Source organism: Streptomyces sp. NRRL F-5135 (assembly GCF_000719775.1).
GTDB classification, from domain to species: Bacteria; Actinomycetota; Actinomycetes; order Streptomycetales; family Streptomycetaceae; genus Streptomyces; species Streptomyces hebeiensis.
In genome coordinates, this window is record NZ_JOHR01000017.1 from 153581 (window position 1) to 173098 (window position 19518).

Here is a 19518-nt window from a genome sequence, read left to right on the forward strand (position 1 = left end):
CTGCGGTAATACGCCAAGGGGCCGCACCGTGAGGACGGTGCGGCCCCTTATTGGTCCAGACCTCTGATGCCCTACTGCTGAGGCGCTGGCGGCGGCCCCGGAGGCTGCTGCCGAGGCCATCCGGGCGGCGCGGCCCCGCCCTGCGCGTCGCCCTGCGTGTCGTCGTGTTCGGCGGGCTGCTGGTGCGGTGGCTGCCGGCCGTACGGACCCGGCGGGCCGGCCTGGCCCGGCTGGCCGCCGGGCTGGGACTGCGGCTGACCGGCCGGGCTCGCCGGGGACTGTGCCTGCGACGGCGACGACTGCTGCCAGCCCTGCTGTTGGGGCGGGTACGGGTACGGAGGCTGCTGGTGCTGCGGCGGATAGGGCTGGGGCGGCTGTCCCTGCTGGGGCGGTTGCGGCTGCGGGGGCTGCGGGTGTTGCGGGTGTTGCTGGGGAGCGTACGGCCGGCCCTGCGCGGGCTGCCCGTACGGCGGCTGCCCGTACGGCGGTTGTCCGTGCGGCGGCCCGCCCTGCGCCGGCCCCGGGAACGGCCCGCCCTGCTGCGGATGCTGCCCCGGACCCGGCATCGGCGGAGCCAGGTGCGGCGGCGGCTGGCCGTCGGACGTCCACAGCCCTTGCGCCTGCTGCGCCCTGGCGAAGTCCTCGGCCACCAGGGCCGAGAGGTTGAAGTACGCCTCGCGGGTCTTGGGCCGCATCATGTCGAGGTCCACCTCGGCGCCGGCCGCGAGGTGTTCGTCGAACGGGACGACGACGACCCCCCGGCAACGCGTCTCGAAGTGCTGCACGATGTCGTCCACCTTGATCATCTTTCCGGTCTCCCGGACCCCTGAGATGACCGTGAGGGACCGCTGCACCAGATCGGCGTAGCCGTGCGCGGAGAGCCAGTCCAGCGTGGTCGACGCGCTGCTCGCACCGTCCACGGACGGCGTCGAGATGATGATCAGCTGATCGGCGAGGTCCAGGACCCCGCGCATCGCGCTGTAGAGCAGGCCGGTTCCCGAGTCCGTGAGGATGATCGGGTACTGCTTGCCCAGGATGTCGATCGCACGCCGGTAGTCGTCGTCGTTGAACGTGGTCGAGACGGCCGGGTCCACGTCGTTGGCGATGATCTCCAGACCGGAGGGCGCCTGCGAGGTGAACCGCCGGATGTCCATGTAGCTGTGCAGGTACGGGATCGCCTGGACCAGGTCCCGGATGGTCGCCCCGGTCTCGCGCCGCACCCGGCGGCCGAGCGTACCGGCGTCCGGGTTGGCGTCGATCGCCAGGATCTTGTCCTGCCGCTCGGTGGCCAGGGTGGAGCCCAGCGCGGTGGTCGTCGTGGTCTTGCCGACGCCGCCCTTGAGACTGATGACCGCGATCCGGTAACAGGAGAGCACCGGCGTTCGGATCAGATCGAGCTTGCGCCGGCGCTCGGCCTCCGCCGCCTTGCCGCCGATCTTGAACCGCGAACCGGCCGGATTTCGGCTGCTCTTGGCCTTCTGCTTGTTGTTGCGCAGCAGCCGGTCGGACGACAGTTCGACGGCGGCCGTGTACCCCAGCGGCGCGCCCGGCACGGAACGCTCGCGCTGGTCGTGCGAGACGGCGGAGGGCCAGGCGGCGCCGGTACGGGGATCAACGGCCCCGCCCGGGCCGGGCTGCGGACCCTGACCGGGCGCCTGCCCCGGACCTTGGCCCTGCTGGGCGGGGGCCTGGGGCGGCAGCCCGCCGTACGGCCCGTGCTGGGGCGGGACCTGCGGCGTCCCGGGACCGGGCTGCGGCACCTGAGGGGGCAGCGGTGCGGTGCCCTGCGCGCCGGGCTGCGGGCCGTGCGGACCCTGCTGGTGGGGGAAGCCGTATCCGCCCTGCTCGGCGGGGGGCTGCGGGCCCGGCCCGCCTTGCTGGGGAAAGCCGTATGCGCCGTGCGCGGCGGGGGGCAGGCCGGGGCCACCTTGCTGGGGGAACCCGTATCCGCCGTGTGCGGCGGGCGGCTGCTGGTCGGGCCCGCTGTGCTGGGGGAAGCCGTATCCGCCCTGCGCCGCCGAGGGCTGCTGCCCCGGCTGCCCCTGCTGGTGGGGGAAGCCGTACCCGGGAGGCGGACCGGCCTGGGGGCCCGGTGCCGGGACGGCGGGGCCCGGCCGGCCGGGCCGGGACTGCTGGGGGAATCCGTAACCGGCGTGCGGCGGCTGATGGGCCGCCGCCTCCGGTGTCGGCGGTGTCTGTGGGGGCTGCGGCGTCTGTGGGCCCGACTGCTCCGGTGCCTGGGGGGTCTGTGCGTCCTGCGGGCTCGGCCGGTCCTGCGGCTGCCGCGCCGCCGGGGGCTGGGACCGGTCCTCCTGCCGCGGAGCGCCCTGTTCGGCGCCGTCGGCCTGTACGGGCCACTGCGGCGCGGGGGCCGGGGCGGCCGGCTGGTAGGCGGGCGGCAGCGGGGGCAGCCCCGGCACCGGGGCCGCGGGCGGCTGGGCGGACCAGGGCTGCGCGGGCGCGGGGGCCGGAGTGGTGTCCCGCGCGTCCGGGGGAGCGGGCGCGTCGGCGGGCCCGGCGGGCGTGGCGCCCGCCGGTGCAGCGCCCTCGGATGCCTCCGGCTCCGGGGCGGCCGGCTTCTCCTGCCGGTCCGGGACCGCGTCCGCGGGCGCGGAGAGCGGGAAGTCCGTCGGCTCGGCGGCGTCGGTGGTCTCCGTGGCGCCACCGTCCGAGGTGGGCGCGGTACCGGTGCCCTCCTTGGCCTCGACTCCTTCGGCCGCCTCGGACGCACTGGACGCCTCGGATGCGTCTGGCGCATCGGACGGCACGTCAGAAACCGGGTCCGGTGTGGCGCGTCCCGCGGGGTCCGGTGCGGAGGCCGCGGTCGTGGCCGTCTCGCCGGCCTTCGTACCGTCGGCCGCGTCCGGGGTGTCGCCGGCGGTGTCCCCGGAGGGGTTTCCGGAGGCGCTCCCGGCCTCGGGCGGCGTCGGACCGGCGGCGGCCGGGGCCGGGGGCGTGCCCTCGGCGCCGGCCGGACGGCCGGCGCCGGAAGCGCCGGGTCCGGTCACCCCGGTGGGCTCCGCCGGCCCGGTCGCCTCGGCGGCCTCGCTGCGCGCGGCCGTCTCCTGCTCCGCCCGCTGCTTCTCGGCCGCGGCGTCGCGCTCCGCGAACTCCCGCTTGAGCGCGGCGGGGGAGAAGCGCATGGTGGCCCCGCTCTCCACGTCGCCGCCGCCGAACGGCTGAGCCGCTGACGAGGAGGGGTCCGATGGATCGGCGACGGGGGCAGCCGGACCGGGCGGCACGGGGTCGGGCGCGGCCGGTCCCGGTGCGGCCGGGGGCGCCGGCGCCGCCGTCGGGGCGTCCGCCGGGGCCCGGCCCGACGGCGGTGTGTCCGCGGCCGGGGCGGGCGGCGGGGGCGCGGGAGCCCAGTTCGGTTCGAAGCCACTGCCCAAGGGAAGGCCCGGCACGGCGACAGGCGCGCCGTTCGGCGGGGGCGGGGACGGCGCGTACGCCGACGCCCCCGGCGCGCCGCCGGACGTGTCCCCCGGCGCGTTCTGCGTGTACCAGGCCGGCGGGGTGTAGTCGATCGTGAACTCACCCGTCATCTCGGGCTGCTCCGCGTCGGACTGATCCTCCGCGGGCGGCCGGTTCCAGCCGCCGCGGATCTCGTCCCGATCGCCGGTCACTTTGCCTCCTGGTGTGGTCGAGCACCCTTGTGCCGTGGTGGGTTGGAGCGACCGGATCTGTGCGTCCGGTTCGCCCGGCTCTTCCCGTTACGACGCGGTCGGCCCGCCCGAAGGTTCTGTGCTGCCGCGCCCACACACCACCCTAATCGCCAACGGCGCGGGGACGGCAGGCCGGGCGGGCCGCGAACGGGCGAGCCGTACGCCATGTCCTGGGGCCCGTGACCCCGGTGTGTGCCGGTGTGTGCAGGGCCCCGTCCGGCCGACGGGGGAGCCCACCGGCATGGACCTGCCCGAACGGCGTGTTCCCCCGCCGGTCGCGTGGCCCGGGTTCGGCACGCGGAACCGGTCCGTGTCCGCGTGCCGAACGGATCCGGCTGGCGCGCGTCCGGCTGCCGTCGCCGCGGCCGGCACCGGCCGACGGCCCGGCACCAGCGCCCGCCCGGCGAGTGGCCATCACCACCGGCAACGGCCCGTCGGCCCGTCAACCGGCCGACGCCACCGGCACGTACAGCACCGCGACCGTCCGTCGTGGCCACCGCCGCGACCGCCCGGCCCGTGCGACGCGGCCGACCGCCGATGCCGCGGCCACGGCCTCTCAGTCCATCCGGCGCGCGCTGCCCAGCAGGCCGGTCTCGGCGTCCGTCGCCTGCGTCATCACGAACTGCCGGTCGCGCGCCGTGCACCAGAGCGTCACACCGTCGGCCAGGGTGGACAGCGCCTCCGTCTCGGCCCGGGGAAGCCGCATCACCCGGCTGATCTGCGCCGCCTCGTCCGGCGACACCCGCTGGACACCGACCAGCCCCGACTTCTCCATCAGCCGCGGCGCCACCGGGGAGAGATACGGCAGCAGCGTCAGCACCGCCTGCCAGGGCGCCGACACCACACGCCCGCGCGGGGGACGCATTCCGCAGTCCCGCACCACGACCACCGGGCTGCCGGCCGAGGCGCCCTGTGGCGGCACCCGGCCCACGTCGTGCAGGGTGACACACGGCTGACCGCCGCCCGCCGCCTGCGCCAGCGCCGTCCACGCGTGCGCCCGGCCGGTCTCGACGGCGATCCGGGCCCCGGTCGCCGCGGCACGCAGCGTCAGCACCTGTGCCGTCCACAACCCGCCGATCAGCGTGATGTCGTACGCCGTGGGCCGGTTGAGGCCCAGCACAGCGGGGCGGTTGTGCGCGTCCACGCCGATCACCATGCCGTCGTCACCGACCGGCAGGGCCAGCGCCTGGAGGTCGTCCACGGACAGGGCGTGGCGTTCCCGGCGCGGCCCGAGCAGGCCGAAGCCGATCCGCGGCTTGCCGCCGCTGCCGAGCGGAACCGCGCTCCTGGACGACACCGTCGCGGGCGCCGGAGCGGACGAGGGGACGGGCCGGCCCGCGGACACCGCGGCCGACCGCGGCGCGGCGGATCCGGGCGGTACGGACGAGGCCGGTGGTACGGACGAGGCGGGCACGGACATCAGCGGGTCCCCCCGAGCGGCAGAGTGGCGAGCATCGCGGGCACCTGCTCGCGGTCCAGTCGTACGAGTCCGGTCTTCACCCCGCGGGCGGCGCGCTCCAGTTCGTGGCGGGCCGTCACCAACTCGCTGTCGCTGCGCCCCGTGATGCGTACGTGGCCGGTGACCGTGACGCCCTGCCGCTCACCGCGTCCCAGTGTCAGGCTGAAGGTCGTCGCCAGCGCCGGTATCGAGGTCAGCAGCGCGATCAGCTGCGGCATCGAGGCCCCGCCGGCGCCGAGCTGCGGCCAGCGGCCCACCCAGTAGGTCGTGTGCCTGCGGTCGTCGCAGCGCCAGGTGCGCGAGGTCTCCTTCGTGCGCCGGTGCAAGGTCTCCGCCCGGCCCGCCTGGGCTATGGCCATCGGGTTGGCGCAGGTGGAGGTCGCGATCGCCGCCGTCAGCTCCTGCTCGGTGAGCACCGTCGTACGGAACCCGGCACCGGTCAGCCGGCTTGCCAGCTGGTCCGCCGCGCGCACCAGGCACTTCTGGGCGCCCGTCAGCCCGCCGCCGCGCGCGGCGACGGCCTCCGGACAGAGCTCGGGGTCCAGCTTGAGCGCGATCCAGGTGATCCGCACGGCAGGGGAGCCGGTCTGCGCCTGGAGCGGCGCGTAGTTGCGCGCCGCCACCGACTGCTCCGGCAGGTGCGGAGCCGGCGCGGGCTGGGTGTGCTGCACGATCTGCGCCGACTCCAGCCGGATGCCGTCCACGTCGAGCGCGTCCCGGACGAGCGCCACCGGCAGCGGACGCTCGGCGCGGTCGGCCCGCAGCGCGGTGGCGTCCGCCTCGACCTGGAGCACCGCCGTCAGGAACGTACCGTCCCCGATCATCCCGACCGGGCGCCGGTCGCGGTCGCTGTACGAGTACGTGCGCAGGGCCGGATCGCATTCCACCGCGGGCGCCAGTCCCGGTTCCGTCCCGGGCGGGATCGTCAGGGAGGCGGCCCGGCGCGTGCGCGCCCGCAGGGCGGCGACGGTCGAGAGCCACTCGGGCAGCGACCGCCGGTGCCTGCGCACCAGCGCCAGCAGCACCAGCAGCACCGCGACCACCCCGGCCGGCACCAGCAGCAGCGCGTCGATCACCCACGCCGTCAGCAGCAGGGCCGCCGCGACCTCGATGAGTACGAGCTGTTGCATGCGGAACGGGCCGAAATGGCCTGGGCGCGCGCTGAGTCCGGGTGTCGCCGAGGCCGGGGAGGCGGTGGACGGCGGCGTGGCCGCCGCGGGCCGCGTCCGGCGCCGCGTCTGCGTCGCGGATGCCATGTTGGAGAACCCCCGTTTTGTCCCTGTCGCCCTGGCCGGGCAGGGCATTGGCAAAGCGGCATCACCCTACCCGCCCCACACGCGGGCGCGGTCTCCAGGCATAGTAGGGGGCCGGTCCGACAGTCAGGCAGGACCCGGGGGACACACTGACAGCGCCGCGACCGGCAAGGTTTGCCGGGAGGGGCACTGGCCTGCCCCCGGGGGAAGACCGCGCCTTTTTCACCGATGGGGACTCATGGCATCACGGCGGGACGAGCTCAACGCGTACACCTTCGCGAAGAAGCGCACGGTGGCATCCTTCCTCCAACCTTCGCCCACCGGCACGGAGGAGGGCGCGCCCAGACCTCTGCGCGCGGTCGTGCCGGGTCTGATCCTCGGCGCGGTGATCCTGGCCGGTTTCGGCGCGTGGGGCATGTTCAAGCCCACCGCGCCCAAGGACTGGGCCAGGCCCGAGACCAATGTGATCGTCGCCAAGGACTCGACGACCCGGTACGTCGTGCTCAACACGGGCACGGGCAAGGACAAGGAGACACTGCTCCACCCGGTCCTCAACCTCGCCTCGGCCAGGCTGCTGCTCAGCCCCCAGCAGGGCAAGGTCATCCAGGTCCCCGACAAGATCCTGGACGCCGGAAAGCCGGCCCGCGGCCCGATCCTCGGCATCCCGTACGCCCCCGACCGGCTGCCCGGCGACAAGGACGCCGGCAAGGCCAAGCGCTGGGCCGTGTGCGAGCAGCCCGGCGGCGGGCGCGGCGCGAGCGTGCAGAAGGCCGCCTTCGTGTTCGCCGACCGCGACTCCTCCCGGACCGAGGGCAAGAACAGGCTGACCGGCGGCCAGGTGCTCTACGTCCAGGGCCAGAAGGGCAGCACGCGCTACCTGGTCGACGCCTCCGGCACGAAGTACCAACTGCCCGGCGAGCCGGGCGACGCCCTGTCCCTCGCGGTCGTCGGCACGAAGCCCCCGCAGCAGGTCACCGACGACTGGCTGGCGACCCTGCACACGGGCAGCCCGGTCGAGTTCCCCGGGATTCCCGGTGAGGTCACCGCCGACGCGGGGGTCGGCGGTGGACTCACACCCGAACAGGACCGGGTCGGCATGGTCCTGCTGGCGCAGACCGGTTCGGGCCCGCAGCACTACGTCGTCCTGCCCGGCAGGATCGAGCCGGTGTCCGCCTTCACCGCCTGGCTGCTGATCAGTTCGCCGCAGACGGACGCCCTGAACATGGTCGGCGGCGCCTCGAACGTCGACCTCTCGTCGTTCTCGCCCTCCGCCGACGCCTTCGACGAGAAGTACGACTGGCCCGAGGAGAAGGCCGCCCAGGTCAACGCGACCGAGGGCGAGGGCGCCCGCGACACGGTGTGCAGCGTGCTGCGCAAGGTCGACGACAACGGCCGTACGACGCTGTCCACCTGGGCCGGCACGTCCTACCCCGCGGACATCACCGCCGGTGGTACCAGCACCTACGTCACCCCCGGCTCCGGACTGCTCTACACCCAGGTCCAGGGCAACCAGACCCGCCCCGACGGATCGCTCTTCCTGGTCACCGACACCGGACTGCGCTACGCGGTCCAGGCGAACGGCGACAGCGACGCGGAACGGTCCGAGATCGGCACCGGCGACCAGGAGAAGCAGCAGGACGGCCGCCCGGAGCCCAGCCAGGCGCAGATCCGGCTCGGCTACGAGAAGGTCACGCCCGTACTGGTGCCGATCGCCTGGTCGGAGTTCCTGTCCAAGGGACCGCGGCTCGACACCAACAGCGCCCGCCAGCCCCAGGGTTCTTGAGGAGGGCGGGAGCGTGAAGACGTCGATTCCCACGATCCGCGCGACCGGTACGGTCCGTACGGACTCCCGCGCGCCCCGCACGGCCCGTACGCGAGTGGCCGCGCGGCTGGCCGGCGCGACGGCCCTGGTCTGCGTCACGGTGCTGTCCCCGGCCGCATACGCCCAGGAGGGGCGCCAGGACCGGCCGGGCCCCGCCGGCCCCGCCTCCTCGGCCCTGAACGGCAGCGGCGAGTGCACCTTCCCCATGAAGAAGCAGATCGAGGGCACCCCCTGGGCCCTCCAGCGGGTGCTGCTGGACGAGCTGTGGCAGGACACCAAGGGCAAGGGGGTGCGCGTCGCCGTCATCGACACCGGTGTCGACAACGCCAACCCACAGCTCACGTCGGCCGTCGACACGTCCGCCGGGACCGAGATCCTGACCAAGAAGATGGAGAAGGGCAAGCCCGCCGACGGCACGGACGACAAGGTGGGTCACGGCACCAAGGTCGCCGGGCTGATCGCCGCCCGGCCCGTCAAGGGCACCGGTTTCGTGGGGATCGCCCCCGAGGCGACGATCATCCCGATCCGTCAGAACGACCAGAACAACAGCGGCAATGACAAGACGATGGCGCAGGGCATCGATCACGCGATAGCCAAGGACGCCGACGTCATCAACATCTCCCAGGACACCACCAAACCGCTTGACGAACAGTCGGACCTGGGCCGGGCCGTCCGGCGCGCCCTCGACAAGGAGATCGTCGTCGTCGCCTCCGCCGGCAACGACGGCATGGACGGCAAGCTGAAGAACACCTACCCGGCGGCCTTCGACGGCGTCCTCGCCGTGGCCTCCTCCGACCGCAACAACGAGCGCGCGGTCTTCTCCCAGGCGGGCAGGTTCGTCGGGGTCGCGGCCCCGGGCGTGGACATCGTCTCGACCGTGCCCGGTTTCGGCCAGTGCTCCGACAGCGGCACCAGCTTCTCCGCCCCGTACGTCGCCGGGGTCGCCGCGCTGCTGCGCGCCAAACACCCCGACTGGAAGGCGCGCAACATCGTCGCCCAGATCGAGCAGACCGCCGAGCGCAGCATCAACGGCCATGACAGCTTCGTCGGCTGGGGAGTCGTCGACCCGGTCCGCGCGCTCACCGAGGACGACACCCCGCCCGAGTCACCGCGCCCCGACCCGGGCCCGCCGAAGGCCCCCGCGCCCGAGCCCGCGCACCTGGCGATGTCCGAGACCCCCGAGGAGCGGACGGAGCGCTACGCCACCTACGCGCTGGGCATCGGCGCCGTGCTGGTCGCGGTCGTCGCGGGCACGGCCACGGTGGTCAGGGACACCCGGGCGAAAGCCGCCCGACGGGGCAGAAGCGAATCAAATATCCATGTCTGACTTTGCAGTTGGAACTGTCGTACCGACTGGTTAAAGTTACCGACGGGGCCACGGGAGTGGGCCCACACGGGGGCGGCATCCAGATGCTTCCCGTCCACTGCGCTCCTTCGAGGAGCGCGAGAGCGGCAAGACAGGAAGAAGGGGAAAGATGTCGAAAGACCTGAACGTAACCAGCGAGGAACAGATCGGCCTCGCCGGCAAGATCCAGAACTTCCATGACGAGCTGCAGTCTCGTATCACCTCCCTGAACGGGGTCGTGGACCGCATCCAGGCGGGCTGGCAGGGTGCGGCCAGCAAGGAGTACGACATCGTCCAGGACCGCCTCAACAAGCGGCTGAGGGACATGCGCGTGAAGCTGATCGAGCTCGAGGAGATCATGCGCATGAGCGCCGACGGCTTCACGCAGCAGGAGCAGGAGCGCATCCAGTCCTTCCGGCGGATGGACGACACCGCCGGTGGACAGAGCGCCATCCTCGGCATGGCCTGAGCGGCCGTCCGCCACCTCCCGCCGAACACCCTTCTGAGGAGACCGACATGACGACTGCCGTCAATTACGACACCGTGACCCAGGCGGCCAGCGACACCCGGCTGACCGCCTCCCAGCTGAGCACCGAGCTCGGCACGCTGATGGGCCAGGTCAACCGGGTCGCCGAGAACTGGGACGGTGAGGCCAAGACCGCCTACCGCGAGGCCCAGGACGTGCTCACCCGGCAGATGGAGGGCATGAACCAGGACCTCCAGCGCATCGCGCAGCTCCTGGACGAGTCCGTCATCGGCTACCAGGACACGGACAAGGGCAACGCGGCCCGGTTCCGTATGAGCATGGGCTGATCCAGGCCCCGTACGGCGCTCCTGGGGCGCCCACGCACCAAGGAAGGGGGTGTCCGCTTCGGCGGACACCCCCTTCTGCCGTCTTCCGCCTTGGCCGCCACGCGCGTCGCGCCGCGTGAACCGGCAGCCCTACTTGATGTCGAACTCGCCGTCCCGCGCGCCCAGGACGAACGCGTCCCACTCAGCCTTCGTGTACCGCAGGACCGTGTCATGGTCCAGTGACGACCGCATCGCGACGCCGCCGCCCGGCAAATAGGCGATCTCGACCCGCTCCTCGTCCGGCGTCGTGCCGGGCGCGCCCTGCCACTCCACCCCGCTGATGTCCAGCGCGTACAGCTCTTCCTTCTGCCGTTCCTTGTCGACTGCGTCGGCCATCGGTGCGTTCCCTCCCGGGCATTGCGTACGGGCTACGGTGGCCAGCCTACTGGCGCTCCCACCTGCCGGAAGGCGTGTCAGCGATAACGGATGAAGCGGAAGCCCGCCGCCCCGACGGACTGAAGATCCATGACCGGATCGGCACTGCTGTCGACCAGTCCGCTGCCCGCTTCCGACCGGAAACCTGTCAGGAGCAGTCCCACACTCTCGCGTCCCCGCGCGTCCTTCCGGCGCACCCACACCAGCGCCCGGCCACCGACGGGCAGTTCGGCCAGCTCCGCCAGCACGCCGTCCCAGTCGGCGTGCTCCGCCACCGCCACCGGCTTGCCCAGCTGCCGGAGGGTCGGCGTCAGCCAGGAGGCCGTGCCCGGACGCGGCGGGAGCGAGAGCGTGCCGTCGCCGGGCTCCGCACCGCCGTTCCACGCGTCGAGCCACGACCAGGGCGAGGAGTTGGGCAGGCAGAACGGCTCACCCCGGTCCTTGGGCACGACCACCGCCGCGTCCAGCATGGCCCGCGACCAGTCGCCGCCCCGGCGGTACTCCCCGCTCTCGCAGGCGAACAGCCAGCCCCGCGCCATCTCGTCGGACGCGTCCGGCTCCACCAGTTCCACCGGCTCGTCGTAGGTGCGCAGCAGCCACGCCTCCGCCTTCTCCACCGCCGTACGCAGATCGCCCGCCGCCTGCCGTACGGGGTCGGGGGCCGGGGCGGGAGCGCCGTCGGCCGGGCGCAGCCGTGCGAAGGCCAGGGTCCGCAGGCCCGCGACGTCCAGCCGGGCGAGCCCGCCCGTCATCCCGTCCAGGAACACGACCTGGCCGTTGTCGTTGTGCGCGTACACCAGATGGCCGCTGACCTCCTCGCCGGCCATCTCCCGCCGCACCCACACCACGCCCCCGGTGCCCGGCCCGGGCTCCCGGGCCGCGACGATCACCTCGTCCCAGCTCGCGCACGAGATCTGCTCGGCGCCGGGGAAGTACCGCTTCAGCAGCAGCTCCCACCAGCCCGGCGCCTCGTGCGCGGGGGACCAGGGCAACGGACTCGCCGGAGCGCCGCCCATGGTCGCCGACACGGTCACCACGCATCCGCGCGCGTTGAGCCGCCGCGCCTGCGCGGCGGGCTCGCGCGCCACCGGCGCCCGGGCGAACGCGTTCAGATCGCCCCAGGGGTCGTCCGCGGCCGGATGGAACGGAGGCATGCCGTTCTTGGGCACGGCCACCGACGCGGCGAGCATGGGCGTCCGGGGATAGCCGGGCTGCGGCTTCGTACGGCACGCGAAGAGCCAGGTGTGCGCGTCCTGGGCGACCGGACCGGGGGCGGCCAGCTCCACGAGGCCGTGGTAGGTGACGTCGAGCCAGTGCTGTGCCTGTTGCTGCGGGTCGTACATCGTTCACCTGTTCCGTGCGGGGGGCCACTCGCCGCGCTCGACCATGTCCAGGTACCTGTCCAGGGGCAGCGGGGAGGGCGGGTAGTGGACGTCCGAGCCGTCCTTCGGTACGACCACGACACGCGTGAGCGGCCCCTTCCACGGATCACCGCTGTCGATGCTCTCCTGCGTGTCGAAGCGGACCACCCAGCACAGACGTCGCTCGTAACTCTCCTCCGGCAGCATCACGATCGTGTACTGCTGATCGCCGAGCGATGCGGTGACGAAGGAGCGGGCCGCCACCAGGGCGTCGTTCTTGCTGATCATGACTGGGTCCTCGGAGTCCTATCCATAGGGTACGTAGCCGACATATTGGACACCCGAGGTCTCCAACGTCGCGAGCGAGCCGGTCTGACCGTCCAGGAACACCGTTCCATGCGGTGTCTGCACGGCGTTGAAGACATGTCCGGTGCCGTCGAGCCGGCGGATGGCGACGACACTCCGCGCGCCGTCCCCGCGCCCGTTCAGGTCGCGGATGATGTCGTCGTAGCTGACCCCCCGGACATGCGCCTCGGGTTTCACGCCCAGCTGCTCGTACGGCACGCCGCCGGTCTCTCCCTTGCGCGCCGCCGAGACCTCCACGCCGTCCAGCCTGCGGTCCAGAGTGACCACGTTGTTCGTGCAGTTGTGGGTGTAGCCGGGGTTCGGGTAGTTGTTCATCTCCCTGATCCACGGGTACTGGTCGTCCAGGAACTCCCGCGCCCGGTGCGAGGGCACGGAATCCGCGTGGATGGCCCTCTCCGTCACCTGTTCCGTCGGGCGCGCCAGGTCGCTCCAGTCCTTGGGCGCGTGCTTGGCCCCCTGCTCGGCCGCTTCCTCCGCGCCCTCCCGCGCCGCTTTCCTGGCCCCCTGTTCCACCGCCTCCTCCGCGCCCTCCCTGGCCGCGACCCGCACCCCTGTGCGTACGCTCCCGAGCCCCTTCGTGCCGATCAGCTCGGGCAGCAGCCGGCCGAACCCCTCGCTGGGGTCGCCCTTGAAGCTGTCGATCAGCGCGCCCGGGATGCGCTCCGGGTGCGCGGCCGTCGAGACCAGCCCGGCCAGGGTCATGTTGACGTTCTGCGCGTACTGCGCCGGGTGCGTCAGGTTGTAGACGTCCAGCGGGTTGAGGCCCCGGGCGAAGTTGAGCAGGCCGGCCGTGCCCTTGACGACACCGCCCACCACATGGGTCGTCTCCACGGCCAGCGCGCCCATGCCGTCCACGTACGCGGACGCGGCCCGGCTGAGCGGAGGCGGCTCCTTGGGCGCGTGCGCCATCGCCGCGTCTATCGCCTTCTGCGCCGTCTCCGCGGCCTCGTTGCGCTGTCTGCGGGCCTCCTTCAGGAGGGCATGTGCGTCCTCCCGGTCCTTCTTGCCGGGGTCGTGGAAGGGCTCCGGAACCGGCCCCGGGTCGCGGTCGGCCCTGATGTCCGCGTTGTAGGCGTCGACCTTCTTGTTGTAGGCCTCGACGGCTCGCTGCGACGCCTCCTTGCCCTTCTTGTAGAGGTCGATCGCGTTCTGTGCCTGCCCCTGCGCCCAGGTGACGGTGGAGGCGTAGGCCGTCAGCGCCTTGCCCGCCGCCTCGCAGGCGTCGGCCGCGCGCAGCCACTTGGCGGGGTGCATCGCGAACTCGGCGCGGAAGGCGTTCGCCGCCTCGCCCTTCCAGTGCGCGGAGTCGAGCCTCTTCATGCCCTGCCCGACGTTGTCGAGCGCGGTGAAGAAATCGTTCATGTGGCCCGCGCTCTCGCGGATCTTGTCGGGCTTGCCGTGGACGAGCTCGTCGGCCTCCTCGGTCTCGCCCAACTGCTGCTCCCCGACCGAGGCGCCGAGGCCGGAGGCCGTGTCGTCGCCCCAGTCCTCGACGGCGTCCGCCCAGTCGTCGGCACCGACGTACTCCAGCCCGTCGCCGATCCGGTCGGTCGTCCAGTCGACGCCCTCCCCGAGCGCCTTCTTTCCCGCGTCGAAGCCTTCTTCCAGCTTTCCCAGGCCCTTGTTGGCCAGGTTCTTGCCGCCGTCGATCAGGTCCCCGAGGCCCATCAGCCCTCGCCCTCCCGGCCGGCGGCCCGTTGCTGTTCCCCGGGAGGCGGCCCGAGGGTGTCGCGCATCGCGTCGTCCACGTCGTCACGCAGACCGGCCGCGTCGATGATCTGGTTCGCCGGCGAGATGGAGGACGTACTGGCGTCCCAGGCGGCGCCCTTCCACGCCTGCTTGCTGTTCTCGTACGCCTCGTCGAACGATTCCCGGCTGTAGTCGGCGTCGCGGATCTGGGTGAACTGGTTGTTCGACAGGACCTTGCCCCAGTCCTTCTTGAGGATCTCGTCCTCCGTCGCGTACGGATTGCCCATCGCCGAGTTCGTCAGGATTTTGAAGCTGCCCTGGAGGTACTGCTCCTGCTCGTGGAAGACACCCGCCGACAGGCCGACCTCCTCCGCGAACACATTGCCTTCCTGGACGAGCGAGCGCACCCCCCACTCCCAGCGCTCGCAGAAGTTCTTGAGCGTGGCCGTCAGCCCGTCGTGGCCGGTCTCCATCCCCGTCAGCGCGAGGTCGGAGAAGCCCCGGCCCATGGATGCCTCACCGACCATGCCGAGCTCCTTCAGCTCGCCCAGCGTGCCGTTGATGCCCTTCGTGATCAGGCCGAGCGCTTCGCCGGACGCCGCGAGGTCCGGATCCTGCCCCGTCATACCGCACCCCTGCCGTACGCCCCGGGCGCGCCCGTACCGCCGTGCGGCGCCGCGTCCAGCGCCGCCGAGTCCGGCACGATGCCCCGTACCGGCGGGAAGGTCGCGCCGTCCGGCCCCGCGGCGTTCAGCGCCACCCCGCAGGGGAACGCCAGCGCCGGGACGACCTCGTCGAACAGCCGGGAGCCCAGCACCGTACGGTACGGCCACTCCCGCTCCGTCTCGCCCCTGGCCTCGGCGAACCGCGCCAGCGCCGCCTCGTCGGTGAACGCGCAGATCCAGTCGAGCCCGCCCAACGGCGCCGTCCACAGCCCGCCTTCGGCGTCCAGCGGTACCAGCACCGCCGTACTGCGGAAGTCGGCCAGCCGCTCCAGCACCGCCTCGCGGGCCTCCTGGACGGCGTCCGCGTCCGGACCTGGCTCCGATGGGACGGCCTTGCCGGAACCCGGCACGTCACCCCTGGCGATCCGTTCGGTGGACTCGGCACGCTGCCGGCCCCACTCCTCGTTGAAACTCACGTACTTCCCCCGTACTCGACGAACTGCCTCCACGGCGTGCGTGCGGTCCCGGTTCCCCGGGACCGCCGCCTCACCGGTCCGGCAGCCAGCCCACCTGCACCAGCGGCGCGCCCCGCTTGCGCGAGACGAAGGTGCCACGGCCCGGAGGCATCGGGCGGGCCCGGACACCACCCAGGATGTCGCCCTCACCGGGATCTCCGGACAGGAGCACACCTTGTGCGCCGAGTTCTTTCATCCTCTGCATGAACGGTTCATACATCGCACGCGAGGCGCCCGCCGCGCTGCGCGCCACGATGAAGCGGACGCCGACGTCCCGGGCGAACGGCAGGTGCTCCACCAGCGGCGCGAGCGGATTGCCCGAGTTGGTCGCGACCAGTTCGTAGTCGTCGATGAACACGAACAGCTGCGGCCCGTTCCACCAGCTGCGGTCACGTAGCTGCTGGGGGGTGATGTCCGGCTTCGGGGCCCGCTTGGTCATCACCGTCCCGATGGCGTCCATGTGCATCCGCATGGCCGACGCCATCGGCGCGTACTCCAGCAGGTGCGAGGACGGTACGGCCTCCAGCATCGAGCGCCGGTAGTCGCCGACCACGATCCGCGCCTGGTCCGGGGTGTAGCGCTCGGAGATCTGCTTGGCGATGAGCCGCAGCAGCGCCGTCTTCCCCGACTCGCTCTCGCCGAAGACCATGAAGAACGGATCGGTCTCGAAGTCGATGAAGACCGGCTCCAGGTTGGTCTCGTCGATACCGATCGCGATGCCGTGGCGCGGGTGCTCGAAGCCCTTCGGCAACTGCTCGGCCGGCAGCTTGCGCGGCAGCAGCCGTACGGTCGGGGCAGCCGGGCCCGTCCAGCTCTCCCGCACGGCCCGGACGAACGCCGCCGTGCCCTCGGAGAGATCACCGGCCCCGCTCACCGAGTCGATCCGCGGCAGACCGGCCATGAAGTGCAGCTTCTCCGGCACCTGGCCGCGGCCCGGCACCCCGGCCGGGACGTTCGCCGCGACCTTGCGGTCGAACTCGGAGTCCATGACGTCACCGAGCCGCAGTTCGAGCCGGCTGAGCATCTGGTCCTTGAGCGCGGCGCGCACCTCCATGTACCGGGCGGCGGTGACGACGACGTGCACGCCGTAGCCGAGACCGCGCGCCGCGAGGTCGGAGATCACCGGCTCGAGCATGTCGTAGTCGTTCTTGAACTGTCCCCAGCCGTCGATGACGAGGAAGACGTCCCCCCACGCCTCGCCGGGCAGTTCACCGGCCGCGCGCTTGCGCCGGTAGGTCGCGATGGAGTCGATGCCGTTCGCGCGGAAGAACTCCTCGCGCCGGTTGAGCACCCCCAGCACCTCCGCGACCGCGCGCCGCACCCGCTCCGGGTCCAGCCGGGACGCCACCCCGCCGACATGCGGCAGGTCGGCCAGCGAGACCAGCCCGCCACCGCCGAAGTCCAGTGCGTAGAACTGCACTTCGTGCGGGGTGTGGGTGAGCGCGAAGGACGAGATCAGCGTCCGCATCAGCGTCGACTTGCCGGACTGCGGACCGCCCACCACGAGCATATGGCCGGCCGCCGCCGAGAAGTCCCGGTACAGCACCTCGCGGCGCTGCTCGAAGGGCTTGTCGATGAGACCGAGCGGCACGGTCAGACCGCCCAGGCGGCTGTAGTCGGCCGCGTGCAGGCCGCGCTCCGGAGTCGGCGCGATCCCGGGCAGCAACTGGTCCAGCGTCGGCGCCTGGTCCAGCGGCGGCAGCCACACCTGGTGCGCGGGCACGCCCTGGCCGTCGAGCCGGCGCACGATGACGTCCAGCACCGTGTCCGCCAGCGCGTCGTCCTCCGGCGCCGGCGCCGCGGCACTCGCCACCGGGTCCGGCGCCCGGTACACCACCGGCACCGGCACCGCCGTGAACAGCGCGGGCCGCCGCTCGATCGGCAGCTGCCCCACCGCCAGGTCGGGACCGCCGGTGCGGTACGCGCCCGAGACGTACGCCGCCTTGAACCGGGTCATCTCGTCCGTACCGAACTTGAGGTAGCCCGAACCCGGCACCGACGGCAGGTGGTACGCGTCCGGCACGCCCAGCGCCGTGCGCGACTCCGCCGCGGAGAAGGTCCGCAGACCGATCCGGTACGACAGGTAGGTGTCCAGGCCGCGCAGCTTGCCCTCCTCCAGGCGCTGCGAGGCGAGCAGCAGATGCACGCCCAGCGACCGGCCGATCCGGCCGATCTGGATGAACATGTCGATGAAGTCGGGCTTGGCGGTGAGCAGCTCGGAGAACTCGTCGATGACGAGGACGAGCGAGGCCAGCGGCTCCAGCGGGGCGCCCGCGGCCCGCGCCTTCTCGTAGTCGTGGATGTTGGCGTAGTTGCCCGCCGAGCGCAGCAGCTCCTGCCGCCGCTGGAGTTCACCGCGGATCGCGTCCCCCATGCGGTCGACCAGCGTCAGGTCGTCCGCCAGGTTGGTGATGACCGCCGCCACGTGCGGCATCTGGGACATCCCCGCGAACGTCGCGCCGCCCTTGAAGTCGGCGAGGACGAAGTTCAGCGTCTCCGAGGAGTGCGTGACCGCGAGCCCGAGCACCAGCGTGCGCAGCAGCTCCGACTTGCCGGAACCGGTCGCGCCGACACACAGCCCGTGCGGGCCCATGCCCTCCTGCGCGGCCTCCTTCAGGTCCAGCATCACCGGCTGGCCGTCCTCGCCGACCCCGATCGGCACCCGCAGCCGCTCGGCCGTCGACCGGGGCCGCCAGGTGCGGGCCACGTCGACCGACGCCGCGTCGCCCAGGTTCAGCAGATCCGTGAAGTCGAGGTTGGCGAGCAGCGGTTCGTCGTCGTCGCCCCCGCCCGTGCGCAGCGGGGCCAGCTGCCGCGCCAGCGCCTCGGCGGCCGGCAGCGAGATGCCGTCCGGCACGCCCTCGTACGCCAGACCGGCGCCGGACTCCAGCCACAGCCGGCCCGGCCGCACCACCACGGACAGACCGCCCCGCGGCTCGTCCAGCTCACCGCCCACGACCTCGACGATCGTGACGCCCTGAAGGCCCTCGGCCGCCGCGAACAGCGAGTCCGGCGGCACCATCCCGCCGTCCAGTACCACCACGATGTGCGGCTGGTCCAGCACCGGCTGGCTGTCCCGGCCGAACCGGGGCCGCCCGTCCAGCCTGCCGCGCAGCAACTGCTCCAGCTCCCCGAGGTCGTCCCCGAACAGCCGCTTCGTGCCGGCCCCGTCGACCTGGCCCGGCACCTGCGTGTGCGGCAGCCACTTCGTCCAGTCCCAGCGCGCCACCGCGCCCGGCGCCGCCACCACGGCGAGCATCAGGTCCTCCGGGGAGTGCAGCGTCACCAGCTGGGAGACCATCGCCCGGGCCGCGGACCGCGCCGACTCCGGCTCACCGGAGACCGTCACGTGGTAGAAGGCGCGCATCGACACGGCCATCGGCAGCCCGTCCAGCGAGCCGTGCACCGCGAGGAACCGCTGCATCGCGCCCGCGCACAGCGGTTCCAGCTCGTCCACCGGCGCGGTGTCGGGAGCGATCAGCGGGGTCGACAGCTGCTGGGCGCCGAGTCCGACCCTTACCTGCCCGAAGTCCTTGTCCCCGACGCGGCGTTCCCAGACCCGCGACCCCTCCGCGACCACCGACCACAGCTGCTCCGGCGCCGGGTGCAGGTACAACTGGGCGTCGCGCTGCGCGCGGGCCGTCCTGCGCACCGTACGCCGCGTCTGCGCCAGGTACTTGAGGTAGTCGCGGCGCACGTCCGCGATCTGTCCCTGCGTTCCGCGCCGGAACCGGACGATCTGCGCGACGACCATCGCCACCGTCGAGACGAGCATCAGCACGCCCATGATCCGCATGAACGGAGGCGCCTGCGGCGAGAAGAAGAAGACCACCGACGAGCCCATGCCGAGGACCGGCAGGATCTGCATCAGCATGCCCTCCTGCTGACCGCGCGGGAGCTCCGGAGGAGACTCCAGGGTCAGCAGGGTCAGCTCGGCACCGGGCACTTCCGGCGGAAGGGACCGTGGTGGGCGTTTGACGACGATCTGGCTCACCGGAGCATCAATCCCTCAACTCGGACGGGGAATCCGTACCGGCGCCCCCGTGGCGACGGTCTCCCTCCGCGCGACGGCGATCCTACTTGCAGCCCGCACCGGAGGGTCCCGGTAGGGTGGCGCGCGCATCGTGCGCAACCGCGAATCGACATGAGCG

General features: G+C 72.6%; 14 protein-coding genes. 4 read left to right on the forward strand and 10 right to left on the reverse strand.

Annotated features, from left to right (window positions below):
• Positions 1 to 71 precede the first annotated feature (71 nt).
• The 3 genes from IG02_RS0127685 to eccE form a co-directional block, all read right to left on the reverse strand.
• Complete coding sequence (locus IG02_RS0127685) at positions 72 to 3626, reverse strand: SCO5717 family growth-regulating ATPase (RefSeq protein WP_030753824.1); 3555 nt, start codon at positions 3624 to 3626, stop codon at positions 72 to 74.
• 595 nt (positions 3627 to 4221) lie between these two features.
• Complete coding sequence (locus tag IG02_RS0127690; protein WP_234314931.1) at positions 4222 to 5085, reverse strand: hypothetical protein; 864 nt, start codon at positions 5083 to 5085, stop codon at positions 4222 to 4224.
• Positions 5085 to 6380 carry a type VII secretion protein EccE gene (eccE, locus tag IG02_RS0127695; RefSeq protein ID WP_030753827.1) on the reverse strand — a complete coding sequence of 432 codons (1296 nt, stop codon included), beginning with the start codon at positions 6378 to 6380 and terminating at the stop codon, positions 5085 to 5087. The genes IG02_RS0127690 and eccE overlap by 1 nt, the downstream gene beginning before the upstream one ends.
• Before the next feature lie 235 nt (positions 6381 to 6615).
• Here eccE and eccB point away from each other — a divergent pair, with 235 nt between their 5' ends.
• From eccB to IG02_RS0127715, 4 genes are all read left to right on the forward strand, one after another.
• Complete coding sequence (gene eccB / locus IG02_RS0127700) at positions 6616 to 8160, forward strand: type VII secretion protein EccB (protein WP_030753829.1); 1545 nt, start codon at positions 6616 to 6618, stop codon at positions 8158 to 8160.
• A gap of 13 nt (positions 8161 to 8173) precedes the next feature.
• Positions 8174 to 9526: a type VII secretion-associated serine protease mycosin gene (gene mycP / locus IG02_RS0127705; protein ID WP_420707796.1), complete on the forward strand. Its 1353-nt coding sequence runs from the start codon at positions 8174 to 8176 to the stop codon at positions 9524 to 9526.
• 148 nt (positions 9527 to 9674) lie between these two features.
• Positions 9675 to 10013: a WXG100 family type VII secretion target gene (locus IG02_RS0127710; protein ID WP_030753835.1), complete on the forward strand. Its 339-nt coding sequence runs from the start codon at positions 9675 to 9677 to the stop codon at positions 10011 to 10013.
• Positions 10014 to 10060: 47 nt separating this feature from the next.
• Complete coding sequence (locus tag IG02_RS0127715) at positions 10061 to 10357, forward strand: WXG100 family type VII secretion target (RefSeq protein WP_030753838.1); 297 nt, start codon at positions 10061 to 10063, stop codon at positions 10355 to 10357.
• Positions 10358 to 10486: 129 nt separating this feature from the next.
• Here IG02_RS0127715 and IG02_RS0127720 read toward each other — a convergent pair whose 3' ends face one another.
• From IG02_RS0127720 to IG02_RS0127750, 7 genes are all read right to left on the reverse strand, one after another.
• On the reverse strand, positions 10487 to 10732 hold the full coding sequence (locus IG02_RS0127720; protein ID WP_030753841.1) for a DUF397 domain-containing protein: 246 nt from the start codon (positions 10730 to 10732) through the stop codon (positions 10487 to 10489).
• Between the two features lie 77 nt (positions 10733 to 10809).
• Complete coding sequence (locus IG02_RS43705) at positions 10810 to 12114, reverse strand: YrhB domain-containing protein (RefSeq protein ID WP_063756865.1); 1305 nt, start codon at positions 12112 to 12114, stop codon at positions 10810 to 10812.
• Positions 12115 to 12117: 3 nt separating this feature from the next.
• Positions 12118 to 12420 (reverse strand): YrhB domain-containing protein, encoded by a 303-nt coding sequence (locus tag IG02_RS0127730; RefSeq protein ID WP_030753847.1) that lies wholly within the window; start codon positions 12418 to 12420, stop codon positions 12118 to 12120.
• Positions 12421 to 12438: 18 nt separating this feature from the next.
• Positions 12439 to 14166, reverse strand: coding sequence for a putative T7SS-secreted protein (locus tag IG02_RS43530; protein WP_030753850.1), 1728 nt, complete (start codon positions 14164 to 14166; stop codon positions 12439 to 12441).
• Complete coding sequence (locus IG02_RS0127740) at positions 14166 to 14813, reverse strand: hypothetical protein (RefSeq protein WP_030753852.1); 648 nt, start codon at positions 14811 to 14813, stop codon at positions 14166 to 14168. The genes IG02_RS43530 and IG02_RS0127740 overlap by 1 nt, the downstream gene beginning before the upstream one ends.
• Positions 14810 to 15328: a hypothetical protein gene (locus tag IG02_RS37020; RefSeq protein WP_234314932.1), complete on the reverse strand. Its 519-nt coding sequence runs from the start codon at positions 15326 to 15328 to the stop codon at positions 14810 to 14812. Before IG02_RS37020 ends, IG02_RS0127740 begins: the two co-directional genes overlap by 4 nt.
• Before the next feature lie 70 nt (positions 15329 to 15398).
• On the reverse strand, positions 15399 to 19361 hold the full coding sequence (locus tag IG02_RS0127750) for a type VII secretion protein EccC (protein ID WP_030753857.1): 3963 nt from the start codon (positions 19359 to 19361) through the stop codon (positions 15399 to 15401).
• Positions 19362 to 19518 lie beyond the last annotated feature (157 nt).